Below are 18938 nucleotides of genomic sequence, written 5' to 3'. Positions count from 1 at the left end.
TCTAGGTTTAGTCGTGACCTTCCGTGATCCGCGCACGCGCAGCAAGTGATCGCGCCAGCCTGATACTGAACTGATACTGATTGTCGCAGCCGGGCTGCGCAGCTGCCGCAGATCAAGATCGCCGCCCATTGGCGCGGGTATAAAGCAGCATTGTTTTGGGCGATCCATGATGCACGATTTAATACCACCCTTGCTGCACGAGCGCCGCTATCTGCCCTGGCATGATCTAGTGCGCGCCAAAGCGGGCGGACGAGTGCAAAAAATCTCGGTCGCGGCCGGCTTTAGTTGCCCCAATCGCGATGGCCGGCTCGGGATTGGGGGCTGCACATTCTGTAATAACCGTGGGTTTACCCCAGGGTATGTGACTGAACACCTTGATAATCTTCACGCGCAGATCGATACCGGGCTGGAGTTTCTGCAGCGGCGCTATCCGCGCACTCGGCAGTGGCTGGCGTATTTTCAGGCGTATAGCAACACCTACGCACCACAAGCCGCCTTGCGGGCAGCTTATCAGCATGCGCTGGCTCACCCGCGCATCAGCGGGCTGGTGATCGGCACCCGCCCCGATTGCCTACCCGACGCCACCCTAGACTTGCTGGCCGAGCTAGCACAGAGCGTGACCATCGAGCTGGAAATCGGCGTGGAATCCACTTCGGATGCGGCGTTGCGCCGCGTTAAGCGCGGGCATGATTATGCCTGCAGCGTAGATGCCATTGAGCGCGCCGCCGCACGCGGCCTCACGGTCAGCGCCCATCTGATGCTGGGGCTACCTGGCGAAAGCCGCGCCAGTATGCTGGACGGCGCTACACATTTATCGCGCCTACCCCTTGCGGCGCTGAAACTGCACCAGCTGCAGGTGGTGAAAGGAACGCAGCTGGCCAACCAATGGCGCCGCAGTCCGCTCAGCGTGCCGCTATTGGAGCAGGACGAATATTTGCAATTGCTGGTGGAATTTCTGGAGCGGATGCGCCCTGATCTGGCGCTACAGCGCTTGGGCAGCGAAGTACCGCCCCGTTTGCGCCTCGCGCCCAATTGGTCGGTTCGTCAAGAAGAGCTGGGGCGGCTACTCAGTGCGGAGCTCGTGCGGCAAAACAGCTGGCAAGGGCGCTTGTGGACGGGCTAAGGGCATACGGGCCTAAATTCGTGCGGCCCAGCAAGCTGGCAATTCAGCATAAAAAAGAGCACCCGCAGGTGCTCTTTTTTTGCGACCCAAACTTGTCGCCCGGAACCGCATTACAACCGGAAGCGGGTCACCGCCGAGCGCAGCTCGCTGGCCAATTGCTCCAGCCGGCGCACATTCTCATTGGCCGCACGGACAGATTCGGCCGATTCTTCCACCATATGCGTAATGCGCTCCACATTAACCGCCAAGCTGCTACTGGCCATACTTTGCTCGGAAGTGGCATTGGCCACATCGCGGATTTTCGCCAGCGTTTCAGAAGCGCCATTGCTAATTTCACGCAGGGTTTCGGCGCCACGATCGGCCATTTCCACACTGCGCTCCACCTGTGGTTTGGCTTCATCCATGCTCGCCACGACCGACAAAGTATCTGACTGCACCGCATGCACCATGTGGGTAATTTGCCCGGTGGCTTGCGTCGTGCGCTCTGCCAGTTTACGCACCTCATCGGCCACCACCGCAAACCCGCGGCCTTGCTCGCCGGCACGGGCAGCTTCAATCGCCGCATTCAGTGCCAGCAAATTGGTCTGGTCGGCAATTTCTTTAATCACGCTAGCGATGCTGTCGATTTCGCGCGAGCGTTCAACCAGCCCGCCAATCAGATCGGAGGCGGTGGCGATTTGCGTCGCTACGCGCTGAATTTCACCGGCGGCTTGCGATACCAGCCCTTCCCCTTCGTTGGCCAGCTGCGCCGAGCGGGAAGAATTGGCCTCGGTTTCACGCGCGCTTTGCGAAATATGATCAATGCTGACCGACATTTCCTCAATCGCCGCCGCACTCGATTGCGTGGCATCCGAAGATTGGCGTGAAGCTTGGTTGATGGATTCCATTTGCTGGGTCAGGCCACTGGCCGCGTGCTTGAGTTCTTCGGCACCACGCTGAATGCCCTGAATCATCTCCCGCAAACTGGTTTGCATACTGGAAACCGCGCCCAGCAGACTATCCGGGCGGAAATTACCCGTGACTTTGCGCCCCAGATCCCCTTGTGAAATCGCTGCCGCGACTTCGGCTGCATAATCCGGCTCGCCGCCCAACTGCACAAGTAGCTTGCGCACACTAGCCAGCAAGATCATCGCCACCACCGCCGAGATGATCAGACAGATCACCACCTGCCAGCGGGCATTGCTCCAGAAGCGTTGATCGGCCTCAGCAAAGCTCACGCCATTACCCACAATCCAGTGCCAGCGCGGAGTTTGAACTGCGACCGACAATAGATCGACCACCTTGCCTTCGCGCTCGCTAGTCCACCAGTATTCGGTCAGCGCACCGCCCGATTTTTGCAGCGCCTCGACCGCTAGCGCACCCACGCTCTTGCCTTGAGCGTCTTTAAATTCATTAAAACTGGTGCCGTGCAATTGCGGATCGAGCGGGGTGGAAACGAAGTTGAGCTTCTCATCCACAACATAAACATATTCAGACTTGTGATACTTGTTTTGCCGCAGCAGCTGGGTGGCAATCGCCTTGGCCTGCTCTTCGCTCATCTTGCCCGAAGCGGCCATGTTTTCCAGCTCAACAATCGTCAGGTAGGTACTGCGCAGCAATTGCTGAATCCGCGCTTTATTGTCTTCATTGGCGGCAGTTTTCATGGTCGACAGGCCGACCACCATGACCCCTATCAGCGCCACCATCACTACGATGGATAAGAGCCATGCTTTTGCTTTAATCGTCATTACGGCACCCTAGCGAGCAGAACAAATCGTTTTTCAGAATAGGTCGCAACTGCGGCTTATTCCAGTCAGAAAATAGTTTTTACCTAGCCATCTGCGCCACAGCCGAGCGCGGGCATCCCAAGCTGAAGCCAGATTCATCGCAGGCTTTCTCGCCACGAAATGTTACCCATCCGCAGTAGCCTTATGCAGCGTACGAGCAGCCAGCACAACTAAATTACTATTTCATTAAATTCTAACACGATGTGCAATCTCGCCCGAATTCAGTGCAGCAGTCGTGCGACAGTCTGAGCCACCATCGCGCTAAATTCGGAACACGAGAACGGAATCACTTTCATTCTCGTGCTATATTCAAAAGCCAGCACACCACAGCTTGGCAAAAAAAGCCGTATTTACCCATGAATTCAAGCAATTAATTATCTACGGTAATTTATTGTAAACAAATCTGGCAAAGCATCTCAATTTGCTAACAAACCCTCAGCAATAACCAATTCAACACCGTGTAGCTAATTGCAAATCACTACATTTCAACCGTATTTCAGCCCTTTTCATTGCTATTCGCACCTTATTGAGCCATCCAACCCGGCCAATATCGGCATTTTCCTTTCGTAAGGATTAAGCATACAGTCCTCTTTCCGGCAGGCCCTGCGCACTGGCCGTGCGGGGCGTGTCTTTTTTCCGATCGAGAGGAGTGCACACTATGCAGGCCAAACTCGCCAACAGCGAAGAATTACCCCTATTAAGCTCACTACGCGGCCTTGCGGCCATTATGGTGATGCTCTTTCATGCCCGACTGATTCTGTTTCCCCAAGCCAAAGAGCTGATCGCCAGCCATAGCTTGTTGCTGGAAAACGCGTACCTGTTTGTCGATTTATTTTTTATTCTCAGTGGCCTGGTACTGGCGCATGTGTACGCCCACAGCTTGCAAGGCCCGCGCAAAAGCGTGAGCTACTGGCAGTTTTTAGGTTTACGCCTGAGCCGGATTTACCCGCTGTTTTTGCTAACCCTGCTAATTTTGCTGGGCTGGGAAAGTATCAAGGCTTTAGCCGGGCGCGGATATTATGGCGGGCCGCTATTTGCCAGCTGGGGCATGATCGATATTCCGGCCTTTGCCGGCCCGTTTAACCGGCTGGATGCGCTGGGCTCGCAGTTTTTCCTGCTACAAAGCGTGCTCAATGACAGTCTGTCTTGGAATGTATCGTCGTGGTCGCTCAGTATTGAATGGCTGTGCTATTTGCTGTTTCCGCTCTTGTTGCCCCTGACGCGGCAGCGGGCTGGCTGGCGCTGGCTGGCTGCGGCACTGGCTTTGCTCGCGCTGGGGCTGGTGCACCACCAACTGGGCTCGCTGGATGCCACCACCGGCTGGCCCGCAGTGGCGCGTGGCCTAGCGAGTTTCACACTGGGCCTATGTCTGCTGCCTGCCGTGCGTTCGCGGGTGGCGCAGCATTGGCTGAATAATGATCCAGCACTCGGGGTTGCGCTGGCACTGCCGCTGGTACTGCTGCAATTACCAACTAGCCTCGGCATGAGCTTGGCGCTGATCGTGAGTTTTGCCGGGCTGGTTTACACCGCGGCGATTCAATCGCGCCGCAATGGTTTGCTGACTTTGCTAGATGGTCGGCTGGGGCGCTGGCTGGGTGACATCTCGTTTGCGGTGTATCTGTGGCATACCGTGCTATTGCTGGTGGGGGTGGAAGTGCTGCACTGGCTAGCGCCGGCGTTCCTGGCTAGCTGGTATAGCCAAACCAGTGCCGGCCTGCTGTTGCTGGGGATTATGCTGTTTACCTTCTTGACCTGCGCGGTGGCGACGCTGAGCTACCACGGCTTTGAGCGGCCAATGCAACGCTATCTGCGTCAGCGGCTAGCTTTGCGCCCGACACGGCATACTTCCCTTGCGGCCAACTCGCTGACCATGCCAGCGATCGAAGGCAAGAATACTTAAGGTATATCGCTGAGGAGCTTATTGAGAATAACCTTCAAGGCGATACCCACACAGGTATAACCTTGAAGCCATTCGCTGAGTTGGCCACGAGCAGCGCGATGAGGAAGCCATTGTGGTGTATCGCAATGGCATCGCTCGGGCCGCGCTGGATACCAGTCGAACCTAAGCGCTAGTGGGCACTATTACGGCGCTTAACCAACTGGCACATCAGGCGACTTCGCGCCACAAAGCCTTGCGCCACAGCCCTGCCCTAGCCCGCCATCGGCGTACATAGCTCCACCACCACGCCGAATGGGCAACGCACATAGGCCACCGTTTGTCCCCATGGCTTGCTAACGGGCGCGGCAAGCTCGCTGGCCCCTGCGGCCAGCGCCTGCGCATAGGCCGCCGCTACGTCGGCTGTGACAAATGCAATTTCAAACCCCAAGGGTTGCGCCGACTGATCGGCCGCCACATGCCCGCCGGTAAAATTAAGCTCCGCCAAGGTATGCGCGGCAAAGGCTAGCGTGGTCTCGCCGGTCGCTAATTCGCCGTAAGTTTCACTCTCATGCATAAACCGCGTGGCCAAGCCAAAGGCGCGGCTGTAAAAATCTAGTGCGGCCGGTACATCGGCCACATAAATGATCGTATAGCCCAGTTTCATGTTTTGCCTCAGCGCAATTTATTCGCCCGCCCAGCATACACCTAGCCGCTAAATCCCCGCAGCAAAATACATTTACCCAGTTGAATAAAAAGGATAATTCTCATTTACCCCGCCAAGGGGATTATTACCATTTATGAAGTTGTAATAGGGTATTTATTCAGGCCAATGAGCGGGCGTAGGATAAAAACATCGAGTTTGTGTTGTGGGAGCCCGCCATGAAAAAACCACTTTTTGCGCTATTGGCGCTGAGTATTATCAGCTGGCTGGGCAGCATTTGGCTTAATCCACCGCCGCAAATCGATGTGTGGTGGCTACGCAGCGAAGGCATGAATCTCACCGGCATCCTGTCATTTGAGCTGATGGGCCTGATTATGTTGCTGGCGGTGCGCCCGGTCTGGCTGGAAAAGCCGCTGGGCGGGCTCGACCAAATGTATCACCTGCACAAATGGGCCGGTATTTTGGCCATTAGTCTGGGCTTGCTACATTACCTGCTGAAATTATCCGGCGGGCTATTGCACCAGTTTTTTACCCGCCCACCGCGCAGCCCACGGCCGGAGTTCTGGCTGGATGCTTTGCGCCACCCCGCCAAAGACCTCGGTGAATGGGCGGTTTGGCTGCTGGGGATTATGCTGATCATCACCCTGTGGCAGCGTTTTCCGTATGTGATCTGGCGGGTGGTACACAAAATTCTGGCCGTGGTCTTTATTGTGCTGGCGCTGCACAGCCTGGTTTTGATGCCGCACAGCTACTGGCTGCAACCCGTGGGTTGGCTGCTTGCCGTCACCGCCATGATGGGTACTGCCTGCGCCATAATGTCGCTCAGCGGCCAAATCGGCCGCAAGCGCACGCACCGCGCAACCGTTAGCGCCGTAACCCCGATCAGCGCCAATACTCTGGAACTAGAATGCACAGTTAGCGGGGCTTGGCAGCATCAGCCGGGGCAATTTGCCTTTTTACGCTTGGCAGGCTGGGAAGGCGCGCACCCGTTCACGATTGCCAGCGTCCCCAATGCAGCGCAAACACTGCGCTTTTCGATCAAAGCGCTGGGCGACTTTACCCGCCAGCTGCCGCACAAAGTGCAAGTGGGTGACGTAGTTAGCATTGAGGGGCCATATGGCTGCTTTATCGGCGCGGCATGCCAGGAAACACCCCAAGTCTGGATTGCCGGCGGTATTGGCATTACGCCTTTTTTAGCGTGGCTAGAAGCGCTGGCCACCCAAGGAGCCGATGCCCCCACGGCCACGCTGCACTACTGCGTACGCGATGCACAAGATGCCATTTACGCGCCCCGCCTGCAGGCGCTGTGCGCCAAGCTGCCCTCGATCACACTCAAGGTGCATTACAGCGCCCAAGCCGGCCGCCCCACGCTGGCCAAGCTCGGCATCGCACCACAAAATGGCCAATGGCCTAGCATCTGGTTCTGCGGCCCCGACGGCCTCGCCAAGCAGCTACGCCATGAGCTCAACCAGCAAGGCATGCCGGCACAGCACTTCCACCAAGAGGCATTTCAGATGCGCTAAGTGCGTCGCATCAGCGCGCGCCTCTGTCCTACCACCTTCACCAGCCCAGCCAAAAGCGCTGGGCGAGCCAGCCTTTTAGCCGTCTGACAATACAAAAGTGGCTGGATGGGCGGGCTTGGGTACACGGCCCACTTGACTGTCATTTAGTCTGTAGCTGCACACAATTTGCAGTACCCACGCCAAGACTTCGCCTCCACCTTCACCTGAAAAGCCTTTTAAGCCAGCAGCTTAGCGCCAAGGCCAACTTCAGTTCCGGCTCTGATTGTGAATATTTACCCCCACCAATCATCGCGGTGCGCTTGCCTCGATGTAGTGAGTGGGCGCAGACTACGTCCATTACGTTTAGTAATTTGCTTGTTTTGCTAAACAATCACACAGGGGCATAGCCATGTCGGTATTGATTTTCCATGATGACTCTTACCCACAGCCCGGCGAGCAGCCGCCAGACTTGACCATGCCAGTGGGCGCGCAAGTGGTGGCGGCGCAGGCATTAAGCGCGGGGCTGGATGCGGCCACGATGCCCTGCGTGTTGCTGCATCTGCATGGCCCGTATTTTCCCAGCCCGGCGTGGCCTGCCCTGCAGCGCTTTCTGGCACGCGGCGGGCATTTAGTCAGCTTGGGCGAGCAGGCCTTTAGCGCGCCGGTCGATGAAGACGGCTACAGCCAGCCGCGCGCAGCGCTGTTTCGCCAGCTTGATATTCAGGAAATCCAAACCGTGGCGCTCGGTGCGGACTATCGGCTAGCTGCGGGCCGCCAATTTAGCTGGCTGAGCGAGCATCTGGCGTGCTTTACCGCCGCCAACATCAGGCAGACCGATAGCTTTGTGCTGATGCCAACCAAACACAAAGACCAGCCGCAAGACTCCGGCTCGGCCGGGCCGATGGATGCGCGCATTTATAGCCTGCTGCAGTGCCAGCAAGCGCATCCACAGCTTGATTTAGCGGCGCAACACAGCGCCAGCCCAGTGGTGATGATCGAGCGTTTGCGCGGCGAGATGGCCGGATCGCGGCAGATTTTTGTCAATCTGACGCCCAACGCTGCGTTCTGGCAGCACGGCGGGATGGCGATGCTGTTGCAACTGGCCCGCCATGCGCTGTGTGGCGTGACCGAATGGTGGCTCAAGCCCGATTTTGCCTGCTACGAGCCGGGCGAAATGGCCACGCTCACCTTGCAAGCCGAAGCACTGGGCGCGGCGCAAGCCGCTGTCTGGCAAGCCAAGATCAGCGTCCTTCACCATACTCAACAGGGGTATATCGCCAAAGAGATGTATCAAAATAGCGTTCAGCTTGATACCCATGATGGTGGTATTCAATCGTTACGCTTTACCCTGCCCACGCCGATTCAAGCTGGCCGCTACAGCATCACGGTCGAGCTGAGCAATGACTTGGGCGACAGCCAAACTTTGCAGCAAGGCTTTTGGGGGCGTGATCAGGCTTTGCTCGCGCGCGGCAGCCAGCTGCGCGCTGGGCGCGATTATTTTGAACGCGATGGCGAGATCATGCCGATTGTTGGCATGACGTATATGGCCAGCGATGTGCATCGCAAGTTTCTGCAGCTACCGAATGTGGCGCTGTGGCAGCAAGATATGGCCACGCTCAAAGCGATGGGCGTGAACTATATCCGCACCGGCATCTGGAGCGCTTGGCGGCAATTGATGTTTGTCGATGGTCATGCGCAAGAAGCCTTGCTGCGCGCGATTGATGCCTTCATCCATACCGCCGCCAGCCTTGATCTGGAATGCTGCTTTACCTTTTTTGCCTTTACGCCCGAGGCCTGGGAAGGCGCAAACCCCTATCTCGACCCGCGTAGCCGCGCCGCGCAAAAGCGCTTTATTCGCAGCATTGTTGCACGCCATATCGACACCAAACGCGTGCACTGGGATTTGATCAACGAGCCTTCGCTATTCGATCCAGCACGGATTTTTGTCGGCCCGCGCAGCTTGGGCGATGCGGATGAGACGCGCGCTTTTGTCGCCTATCTGCAAGGCATTAACGCCGATATTCGCCACTGGCAATCAGCGTGGGATTTAAGCCCCAGCCAGTTGCCCGACTGGTCGGCCGTACGCGCGCCGCAGCCCGACGACATTGGCATGAACACCACCGAAATCCGCCCCAAACAGCATGGTATCTGGCTTGATTACGCGCTGTTTACCCAAGCCGCGCATCGCGCATGGGCGGCCGATCTGGCCAGCAGCATCCGGCAAATCGCGCCGCATGCGATGGTGTGTGTCGGGCAGGATGAAGCGCTGGGGCAGCAGCGCCCGCACCCGTTCTTCTATGCCGATGTCGTGGATTACACCAGCGTGCATAGCTGGTGGCTGAACGACGCGCTGGCGTGGGATAGCCTGTTTAGCAAAACGCCCCAGCGGCCAAATCTGGTGCAAGAAACCGGCATCATGCACGTCGAGCGCGCCGATGGCCGCTCGCGCCGCAGCGAGGCCGAGCTGATGCAGCTGCTGGAGCGCAAATATGCCTACGCCTACAGCTATGGCAATGCCGGCGCGGTGCACTGGATCTGGAATTGCAACTATCACATGGATAATCTGAACGAGTCGCATATTGGCGCCTGCCGCGCCGATGGCTCGCAAAAACCGGAAGCCGCCATCACCGCCGCCTTTGGTGATTTCTTTGCTAAGACAGGGGTATATCTGCAAGAGCGAGAGCTAGCAGACATTGCAGTCATATACCCTTTTAATAACGATTACAGCAATCGCCGCAGCACGCTGGAGGCCACGCAAAATCTGGTGCGCCAATTTGGCTTTGAACTGGGCCACAATCTGCGCGCGGTCAGCGATCAGGATTTCAGCCATCTGCACGCCGCACCACCCAAACTGATCATCTGGCCAGCACCGCAAAATATCGCCCCGGAGAGCTGGCAAGCGCTGAGCAAATTACTGGCCGAGCAGCCGATCACCGTCTTGCTCACGGGCCCGGCCACGCTCGATCAATATTTCCGCGCCTGCCCACGGCCAGAGCTCACTGAAGCACACACTCGCAATCTCAGCCGCGAAGAGCAAATCGACATCGCTGGGCACACCTATCGCGCCAGCTTTGGCGGCGAATGTATTGCGCGGCTCGATACTGGTTGCGGCGCGGCGGCTGAAGGCGTGCACGTACAGCGCATTGCGCTCGGGCGTGGGCAAATCATCTGGAGCCCTTTGCCGCTAGAGCATAACGCGCGCCCCGAACCATTACTGGCACTGTACCAACATGTGCTGCAGCTGGCGCAAGTCACACCAGACTGGCAATGGCTGGGGGCGGCCCCGATCGGGGTGTTTTTACAAGCCCAGCATTTTGCCGCCCACACGCTGTGGATTGCCATCAATGAAAGCCAGCTTAGCCAGACCATCGCGTGGCAAGACACGCACACGCAGCAGCGCTATCAAACCCAGCTACCGGCCGGCCGCGCCCGCCTGTGGCTGACCGACGCACGAGGCGTGGTCAATCAGAGCCTGTGGCAACACCCAGTGGAGTGCATCTTATGAGCCTTAATCAACGCCCTGCCCAAGCGCAATTTAGCTCGCCCATCATCGAGGCCACACTGCGCCAGATTGCAGAGCAGATTAGCGATCCCGCGCTACGCCAGCTGTGGCTCAATTGCTACCCCAATACGCTCGACACCACGGTGTTTTACCGTGAAGACGAACAAGGCCAGCCCGATACATGGGTGATTACTGGCGACATCAATGCACTGTGGCTGCGCGATAGCAGCGCGCAGGTCTGGCCCTATCTGCCGTTTGCCCGCCATGATGCCGCGCTCGCCAAATTGATCGCCGGGCTGATCCGGCGGCAGGCGCGCTGTATTTTGCTCGACCCCTACGCCAATGCTTTTAGCTGGCCCGACGATTTTCCGCGCCCCAGCACCGTGAGCAAAATCGAGAGTGCACAAGCAGATCAAAGCGGCGAATGGCTGGGTGATCACACCACGATGTTGCCGGGCGTGCATGAGCGCAAATGGGAGCTCGATTCGCTGTGTTACCCGATCCGCTTGGCGCATGGCTATTGGCAGGCCACGCAAGACGCCAGCGTCTTTGATGCCAATTGGCTGGCAGCAATGCGCTTGGCGGTGGGCACGATGTTGGCGCAGCAACGCAAGCACGATGCCGGGCCGTACCGCTTTACCCGCACCACGCACTGGCAATCCGATACCTTGCCGTGCAATGGCAGCGGTAATCCGCTGCAAGCTGTGGGCCTGATTGCGTCGATGTTCCGCCCATCGGACGACGCCTGCATCTTGCCGTTTCTGGTGCCCAGTAATCTGTTTGCCGTGGTGAGCCTACGCCAGCTGGCTAGCTTGCTCGATATTCATTTCCCAGCGGCGCTGGCCGAGGAAAATGGGAGTGAAGACGGGGATGACATTACCTTGGCGCAGCGCTGCCGCGCGCTGGCTGATGAAGTAGAAACGGCCTTGCACCAACACGCACAAGTACAGCACCCCAAATACGGCACGATCTGGGCCTATGAAGTGGATGGCTATGGCAATGCGCTGATGATGGATGACGCCAATGTACCCAGCCTGCTTTCGCTACCGTATCTTGACGCAAGCCTCGCCAATACTGAGATCTACTCCAATACCCGTCGATTTATCTTATCCAGCGACAACTCCTGGTATTTCCACAGCGCCGATCAGCAGTTGGCGGGCGTCGGCAGCCCGCACACGCTGGCGCCGCGCATCTGGCCGATGAGCATCATTATGCAAGCGCTGACCAGCACCGATGCCAGCGAAATTCGTCGCTGTCTGGCCATGCTGTGCGCCAGCGATGGCGGTACGGCGCTGATGCATGAGTCATTCCACCCCGATGCGCCCAGCGACTTTACCCGTGGCTGGTTTGCGTGGGCGAATACCTTGTTTGGCGAGCTGATTTTGCAGCTGGCGCACCAGCACCCCGCGCTACTGGCCATGCCCGCGCAGGAGGCCGCATGAGCATTAGTTTGCGGCAACTCGCTCAGGCAGCCGGCGTTTCGGTCGGCACCGCCTCGCGGGCCTTGAAGCATCAGGGCGGGGTTTCGGAGCAGACCCGGCAACAGATCTTGCAGTTGGCGGCTGAGCTGGGCTACGAGGTTACCCGCTTACACACCAAGCCCATACAGCGGGTGTTATTTCTGGTGCACCCAGAGCACGCCACCGCGGCAGCCGCGGCATTTTACGCAGACGTCCAAGCCGGGGCGGCGGCGGCCTGTCAGCCCGCGGGGATCAACCTGCAGCCATTTAGCCTGAATCCGGCGCTGTCAGTTCGGCGGCAAATCCAGCAGCAGGAAGTCGATGCGATTCTGGTCGCCGGCTTTATCGAGCCCAGTACCCTCAGCGCGGTGCAGGCCTTGGGTAAACCGCTGGCGATGGTGGATACCGCCGCAGTCAATCTGCCCAGCGTGAACCCTGACAATCAGGCGGGCGCTTATGCGATGACGCAAGCGCTGATCGCGGCAGGCCGCCAACGTATTGCCTTTGTGTCCGGCTCGCTCGCGCATCACTCGATTAGGCTGCGCGAGCGCGGCTACCGCTTGGCGCTGTTTGATGCACAGAGCTTGGCCAACCCGCAGCTGGAAGTGTTAATTCCGGCAGGGCTGAGCTTGGCAGAAGGCGTGCAGCGGGCGCTAACGCAGCTCCTGGCGCTGCCGCAGCCACCCGATGCGATTGTGGCCTACAACGATGTGTGCGCTCTCGAGATCATGGCGCAACTGCACGCACGTGGTATCGCGATCCCAACCGAAATTGCTGTCGCCGGTTTTGACAACATCGCCGCCGCCGCGCGCCATCAACTTAGTACCGTCAGCGTGAACAAAGCCCTGCTGGGTCGGGCGGGCATTCAGCAGTTGCTCGCACACACCCAGCGTCACCCGGTGCAGGACGAACTGCACCCGGTCGAACTTATCTTGCGCCACAGCACCGCCCACTAAGGAGCTTGTTATGCATTTACCTGATTTCAAACAGCCGGCAACGCTGATCAATCATATCCGCCACACACTGGCTTTTTATCATCCGCGCGCCATCGATGCGAGCGGCGGTTTTTATCATTTTTATCGCGACGACGGCACGGTATATGACGCCAGCACCCGCCATCTGGTCAGCAGCACCCGCTTTGTTTTTAACTATGCGATGGCCTATCGGCAATTTGGCGATGCGGATTATCTGGCCGCCACGCGCCACGGGCTGGCGTTCTTGCGCGAGGCGCATCGCAACCCGCGCACCGGCGGCTACGCGTGGCAATTGCAATGGCAAAACGGCCAAGCGCAGATCGACGACGACACCAATCACTGCTACGGCTTAGCTTTTGTTTTGCTCGCCTACGCGCACGGCCTGATGGCCGGGGTCAGCGAGGCGCGCGATTGGCTGGAAGAAACCTGGCAAGTCATGGAAACACGCTTCTGGCAAGCCGAGTTTGGCCTGTATGCCGACGAGGCCAGCGCGGATTGGAGCCTAAAACCCTATCGCGGGCAAAACGCCAATATGCATGCCTGCGAAGCGATGCTGGCGGCGTTTGAAGCCACTGGCGAACTCAAATACCTCGATCGCGCTGAGCTACTGGCCGAGCACATTTGCAACCGCCAAGCGGCCCTGGCCGGCGGCCTGATCTGGGAGCATTACCACGCCGATTGGTCGGTCGATTGGGATTACAACCGCGACGATAAAACCAATATCTTCCGGCCCTGGGGTTTCCAGCCGGGCCATCTGACCGAATGGGCCAAATTACTGCTGATTTTGGAGCGCCACCGCCCCTTGCCGTGGCTGCTGCCGCGGGCTGAAACACTGTTTACCACCGCGATGCAACGCGCCTGGGATGCCGAGCACGGCGGGCTGTATTACGGCTTTGCACCCGACTTTAGCATTTGCGATAGCGATAAATATTTCTGGGTGCAGGCCGAAAGCCTCGCCGCCGCCGCCCTATTCGCCCAGCGCACTGGCCAGCCCGCCTATTGGGCTGATTATCAGCGGCTGTGGGCGTATAGCTGGCAGCATTTTGTTGACCATCAGCACGGCGGCTGGTGGCGCATCCTCACCGCCGACAATCGCAAATACAGCGATGAAAAAAGCCCAGCCGGCAAAGTGGATTACCACACGATGGGCGCCTGCTATGAAGTGCTCAATGTGCTTTAGGTAGGTATAGCTTCCAAGGTCTTAATTTGTCTTGTTTATGAAGCAATACCAATGGGGGTATTTATGTTTCCACACTTTATCGCCGCCGGTGAGGCACTCACTGATCTGCTACGGCGCGATGCGCAAAGCTGGGAAAGCAAGGTCGGCGGCGCCACTTGGAATGTAGCCCGCGTGCTGGCCAAGCTGGGTGTGCCCAGTGCCTTTGCCGGTGCGGTAAGCCAAGATTGCTTTGGCGATGCGCTGCTGCAGGCCAGCCAAGAGGCGGGGCTGGATTTGCGCTTTATGCAGCAACAGCCCTACTCGCCACTCTTGGCCATCGTGCACCAAACCCAGCCACCGGCGTATTTCTTCGTTGGCGACAATAGTGCCGATCTGCACTTCAACCCCGAAGCACTCCCCGCAGGCTGGCTCAGCGCCAGCTGCTGGCTACATTTCGGCGGCATTAGTCTGGCGCGCCCGCAATTAGCGCAGAAGTTACTGAGCATGGCCCGCCAGGCGCGCGCCGTGGGTGCGCGCATCAGTTACGACCCGAATTTTCGGCTACTGATGGATCAGCACTACGACCCGGTGTTGCACGAAATGAGCGCGCTGGCCGATGTGATCAAAGTCTCGGACGATGACCTGCGCGGCCTGTTTCGCACGGCAGATGAGGCAGACGCCCTGCAACAACTGCGGGCGCTGAATCCCAGCGCACTCATCCTCTACACCCGCGGTGCAGCAGGTGCCAGCCTGTTGCTGGACGGCGGTGCTTGGCACCTCAAACCACCCAAGCTGGCCGTGATCGATACCGTGGGCGCGGGTGATGCCAGCATGGGCGGGCTGATCTGGAGCATGTACCAGCAAGCCGACGCCCCACCGCAACAGCATCTGGCATATGCCGTCGCCGCAGGGAGCTTGGCCTGCACTGCCGCTGGGGCTCACCCTCCGGCGCTGGCAGATCTGCGGCAACTGGCGGCGCAGATGATGGCCAGCGCAAAGGCCTCGCCTGATGATTTAAACGCAACATCATAAAAACATGGAGATCATGATTTAAACGCTGCAACGTTTTAAATTTAATTGGAGTCGATTATGAAAACAGCAAAAACAACCCTCGTTCTGTGCCTGAGCAGCATGGCCATGATCAGTTTGAACGCGCAAGCCGCAACGGAAGTCGAATTCTGGTCCCACGCGCTGGGTGGCACTTACGATCAGTATCATAAAAATATCGTCGACAAATTTAATGCCTCACAAAAAGAAATTAAATTAGTACATAAAGATTTATCCTGGGGTGGCATGAAGCCAGCCGTGGTGGCCGCCATTGCCGAGGGTAAGGCGCCGGGCCTCGTGATGGTGCCGGCCGAATGGATGAATGAAATGGCGCCAAAACTGTTAACGCCCATCACCAAAGAAATAGCGCCCTTTAAAGCACAATACACCGATGCGGCACTGGAAAATGCCAGTAAAAATGGCGAGATTTATGGCTTTCCATCTTATCAAGTTACAGCCGTCATGGTTTACAACAAAGACATGCTGGCCAAGGCTGGCGTAAAACCAGAATTCAAAACCATGGATGATGTCTTTGCTGCCGCCAAAAAAATCAAAGACAAAACGGGTAAGCCGGGCTGGGCGCCCAAATTGCAGGATGGTTTTCAAACCTGGTTTATGTTCCAGAATCTGCCATTAGTCAAAGACAATAAAGCCGTCTTTAATAGCCCGGCCCACGCGGCCTTGGTACAGAAATTTGCCGACGCCTATAAAGCCGGCATTATTGTCAAAGACACCAGCCTGACTTTCGATAAACAAATTGCCGGCTTTGCCAACAATAGTATTGGGATGTTTGCGGAAGGTGGCCATGCGGTCATTAAAATCAAAGACGCCAACCCACGCGCCTACGCTGCGGCAGGGGTGACTAGCTTTCCGCTCAACGATGCGAAGACCGCTTCATTTGGGGGCTGGAGTACGATGTATGTCGTGCCCAAAGGACAGAAAAACCTGGCAGCGGTGGTCAAAGCAGGCCAATACATCACCAGTGATGAGGTGCAATATGAATTTTCAAAAGCCTCGAACACCTATGCCTCAACCAAACAGGCCAATGCCCGCCTAGCCAATGATCCTGCGATGAAAAATGCCACCGATCTGGGCAAGGTAGCATTCCGGATGGGGGCGCTAACTATTGATAAATCGCGGCATTTCATGATTCGCGATGTGCCCGATGAAGCACTCATGCATAAGCTAATGAACGATAAAATCGATGCGGCAATTCAGGGTCGAATTCCAGTGCAAAAAGCACTGGATGAGGCCGTCGCGGCGTGGAATCAACGCCTAGCCAAGCAATAAGCTCTAGCTGTAAGTCAAAAGCGCGGTTTGGCACCGCGCTTTTAATTGCCCACCGAGATGTGGTTGAAAGCTAAGGTTGAAGCGGAATGATTTGCTTGTAAATGGGGAGATGCTGACGACTATTCGCGCTGTTTCTCGCCTTGGCACACGCCAGCTGATTAAGCTGGCTGGGTGCTAATTGATTGGCCGAGAATACCGCTTGAGGAGGTCTTCGGGTTGCGGCGATCCAAACCTTTTTGCGTATCTCTAGATCCTTAGCTTGGGTCAGGCAAAAGAAGTCTTCTTTGCCGACTCGATGAATATCAAAGGTTTCCAGGATGCCATGCCACTGCTGATTGGGTAGCTGGGCAGTAAAGCGCTGCAGATAACGCTGGGTTTGTTGCGCATTCATCCGACCGGTTCCCAACCCATCTTGTACCAGCAAGATCATGCCGGTGGTGCGTAGCAGCGTGTTCATTTGCTTGGCAAAATCTGCCGGTGGGGTATGGCCACCAAAAAACGCCGAGGCATAAATTTGGGTGTTGGGCGCAATGGCTTTCAGCTCTTTGCTCAGCGCTAAAAAATGCGCTTGAAGCAGCTTTTGCCGCGCGGGAGTACGCCAATTGAGGTCGTCTATTTCTTCCGGTAAATACCATCCCGCCACGGCACGCGGTGATTGTTGCATGATTTTGCGCGCATTCTGAAGCGCGAATTGCCGACTTTGCGCCAGATACTGCGACAAGGCCTGATCTGATTGGCCCAGCTTGGCGTAATAGTCCTCACCGAGATACAGCCCAAATATGTACTGAATGGCTTTGGGACCAGGTGTTTGTACCACCCGCTGGAGCAGACTGCTCTTGTCGGCGCCCCAGAATTGGTTCTGGCCATATTGGCTCCACTGGAAAATCACATGGGTATAGCCTTGCGCACGCAGGTCTTGCCCCATTTCATTCCACGTGGCGGCGCTCACCTGCTGATGTGATAACCACGGCTGATAAAAAATAAATTTTTCTGCCGCTGGCCCAGCGGCGTGACTAGACAGGTGAACCCAAAGCAAGATACTCAAATACCATTTATTCATCGTATTAACTCGCAAATAAGCCCGTGGCATCTTCGGATACCTGCGGTAAGCGCTCGGTAATGACGGCGTTCACTGCTTCCGTTTTTTTCGCACGGTCTTCCCAGTATTCGGCCTTCTCTCTGAGCGTGAAACACCGTAATAACAGACAAAGCGCCAAAAAACTCACAAAAAAAGAGAAGCGGTTTGCACTGCGCAGCGCTTTGCTCAACTTGCGAGCCGCGCCGTACGGATGGGATTGTCTTGGCTCGGTGTATTTTTTTGCATGAGGGTCTAACATCGCTGCAAATCCTGTGCTCTTAGCGGGGAAAACTTAAAATCGCTTATTCATATTCAGAGTAAAGAAGTACAAGGACGATGATGGGTAGGCACCGCCCAACATCGCACCAGGCACCTGTGAGTCAGCAATGTGCGCATATTCAAACGCAGCACCAAAGCTAGTACTTGGGTTGAGTGCATATTGCGCGCCTACCCCAACACGGATCGTTTTCCCACCCGGCATCGTCAGTGAGGTATTACTCTGTTCACGATAAAAGCTCGAATCAAAGGCCAGACCGGTGTTGAGCCTTAATTTTTCAGAGAGTTGATACTGCACACCTAGCGCGGCATGCCAAGTATCTTGCATTTTGCCGGTGAGTGGCGCTTCTGCCTGACCGAGAAACAACTGGTTATCGTTATAGGCAGACCAATCCTGCCAGCCCAGATTGCCCAGCACAGCCCAGCGGGAGTTAAGCTGATGATATGCACTGAGCATTAACTGTTGTGGTGCAATGATTTGGCCGCGTAGCGGTACGCCCCCGTTAATCGAAGCTAGGGCATTACCATCGAATTCGTAACGCGTTCGGCTGGTATAGCCTAGGCCAATCCGGCTATCCGGGTTGAACTGATAGAGCACCCCCAACTTCATGCTGTGACTCCAGTCGGTGTCCTCTAGCTGACGCTCACCCTGAAGACTCGCCCGGCTGAGCCCAAACACACCGTAATTGGCCATCACACTAGCCCCAAGCGACCAATGCTCATCCAACTGATACGCCACGGTAGGCTGAATCGTCATGCCCAGCAGCGTGCTTTGTCGTAATGCGCGTTGCCCTGCCCAATCACCGAAATCCATTTTGAGGCCAAAATTGCCATAAATGCCCAACCCCAATTTGAGATCTTCATTCACCGAATGGCTGTAAAAAGCGCTCGCTCCAGGAAACCATCCAATCACATTGCCCGGATTCTGCCCCGCATGGTTTAGCTGATAATGGGCATCGCCATATAAGCCCTGTACACCCAGCGTGAGCACCTCACCTGACAGCAGGGTCAGGCCAGCCGGATTGGCGGCCATGACGGAGGCGTCTTGGGCTCTGGCCGCGGCACCGGCCCCGGCCAAGCCCACATCTTCGGTGCCCAGTTCGTACAAATACAGCCCTCCGGCCCGACTATAGGCTGGCAAGCCTAGCAGCAATGTCAGCATCAAAATGCTGGATATATTAAATGTCTTCATTCGTAGAGTGCGATCTGTTTGGAAGAAAA

Annotated in this window: 14 protein-coding genes; 9 read left to right on the top strand and 5 right to left on the bottom strand. The window is 56.8% G+C overall.

Annotated features, from left to right (window positions below):
* Positions 1 to 169: 169 nt before the first annotated feature.
* Complete coding sequence (locus L991_RS02075; RefSeq protein ID WP_047391664.1) at positions 170 to 1123, top strand: TIGR01212 family radical SAM protein; 954 nt, start codon at positions 170 to 172, stop codon at positions 1121 to 1123.
* Between the two features lie 110 nt (positions 1124 to 1233).
* Here the strand turns inward: L991_RS02075 and L991_RS02070 are convergent, their stop codons facing one another.
* Positions 1234 to 2850, bottom strand: a complete 1617-nt coding sequence (locus L991_RS02070; protein ID WP_052190510.1) for a methyl-accepting chemotaxis protein — start codon at positions 2848 to 2850, stop codon at positions 1234 to 1236.
* A 697-nt stretch (positions 2851 to 3547) separates the two neighbouring features.
* On the opposite strand from L991_RS02070, the gene L991_RS02065 reads away from it, so the two are divergent.
* On the top strand, positions 3548 to 4789 hold the full coding sequence (locus tag L991_RS02065) for an acyltransferase (RefSeq protein WP_047391662.1): 1242 nt from the start codon (positions 3548 to 3550) through the stop codon (positions 4787 to 4789).
* A 250-nt stretch (positions 4790 to 5039) separates the two neighbouring features.
* Here L991_RS02065 and L991_RS02060 read toward each other — a convergent pair whose 3' ends face one another.
* Complete coding sequence (locus L991_RS02060) at positions 5040 to 5432, bottom strand: VOC family protein (protein WP_047391658.1); 393 nt, start codon at positions 5430 to 5432, stop codon at positions 5040 to 5042.
* 215 nt (positions 5433 to 5647) lie between these two features.
* On the opposite strand from L991_RS02060, the gene L991_RS02055 reads away from it, so the two are divergent.
* The 7 genes from L991_RS02055 to L991_RS02025 all read left to right on the top strand — a co-directional run bounded on the left by L991_RS02055 (position 5648) and on the right by L991_RS02025 (position 16363).
* Positions 5648 to 6952 (top strand): ferric reductase-like transmembrane domain-containing protein, encoded by a 1305-nt coding sequence (locus L991_RS02055; protein WP_047391655.1) that lies wholly within the window; start codon positions 5648 to 5650, stop codon positions 6950 to 6952.
* A gap of 388 nt (positions 6953 to 7340) precedes the next feature.
* On the top strand, positions 7341 to 10436 hold the full coding sequence (locus L991_RS02050; RefSeq protein WP_047391653.1) for a hypothetical protein: 3096 nt from the start codon (positions 7341 to 7343) through the stop codon (positions 10434 to 10436).
* Positions 10433 to 11875, top strand: coding sequence for a glycoside hydrolase family 125 protein (locus L991_RS02045; protein WP_047391651.1), 1443 nt, complete (start codon positions 10433 to 10435; stop codon positions 11873 to 11875). The genes L991_RS02050 and L991_RS02045 overlap by 4 nt, the downstream gene beginning before the upstream one ends.
* Positions 11872 to 12849, top strand: a complete 978-nt coding sequence (locus L991_RS02040) for a LacI family DNA-binding transcriptional regulator (protein WP_047391647.1) — start codon at positions 11872 to 11874, stop codon at positions 12847 to 12849. Before L991_RS02045 ends, L991_RS02040 begins: the two co-directional genes overlap by 4 nt.
* 10 nt (positions 12850 to 12859) lie before the next feature.
* Complete coding sequence (locus L991_RS02035) at positions 12860 to 14047, top strand: AGE family epimerase/isomerase (protein ID WP_047391644.1); 1188 nt, start codon at positions 12860 to 12862, stop codon at positions 14045 to 14047.
* Between the two features lie 63 nt (positions 14048 to 14110).
* Positions 14111 to 15058, top strand: coding sequence for a carbohydrate kinase (locus L991_RS02030; protein WP_231550465.1), 948 nt, complete (start codon positions 14111 to 14113; stop codon positions 15056 to 15058).
* A 57-nt stretch (positions 15059 to 15115) separates the two neighbouring features.
* Positions 15116 to 16363 carry an ABC transporter substrate-binding protein gene (locus L991_RS02025; protein ID WP_081986432.1) on the top strand — a complete coding sequence of 416 codons (1248 nt, stop codon included), beginning with the start codon at positions 15116 to 15118 and terminating at the stop codon, positions 16361 to 16363.
* A 70-nt stretch (positions 16364 to 16433) separates the two neighbouring features.
* Here the strand turns inward: L991_RS02025 and L991_RS02020 are convergent, their stop codons facing one another.
* Genes L991_RS02020 through L991_RS02010 form a run of 3 tightly spaced genes read right to left on the bottom strand, consistent with a single transcriptional unit; the run spans position 16434 to position 18879 of the window.
* Positions 16434 to 17423 carry a DUF4434 domain-containing protein gene (locus tag L991_RS02020; protein ID WP_047391638.1) on the bottom strand — a complete coding sequence of 330 codons (990 nt, stop codon included), beginning with the start codon at positions 17421 to 17423 and terminating at the stop codon, positions 16434 to 16436.
* Positions 17424 to 17427: 4 nt separating this feature from the next.
* Positions 17428 to 17700, bottom strand: coding sequence for a hypothetical protein (locus L991_RS02015; RefSeq protein WP_156128954.1), 273 nt, complete (start codon positions 17698 to 17700; stop codon positions 17428 to 17430).
* 33 nt (positions 17701 to 17733) lie between these two features.
* Positions 17734 to 18879, bottom strand: coding sequence for an OmpP1/FadL family transporter (locus L991_RS02010; RefSeq protein WP_047391632.1), 1146 nt, complete (start codon positions 18877 to 18879; stop codon positions 17734 to 17736).
* Positions 18880 to 18938 lie beyond the last annotated feature (59 nt).

Source organism: Chitinibacter sp. ZOR0017, assembly GCF_000799095.1.
In the GTDB taxonomy this organism is placed as follows: domain Bacteria; phylum Pseudomonadota; class Gammaproteobacteria; order Burkholderiales; family Chitinibacteraceae; genus Chitinibacter; species Chitinibacter tainanensis.
The sequence above is the reverse complement of the archived record's forward strand: the minus strand, read 5'-3'. Positions and strand labels throughout refer to the sequence as shown.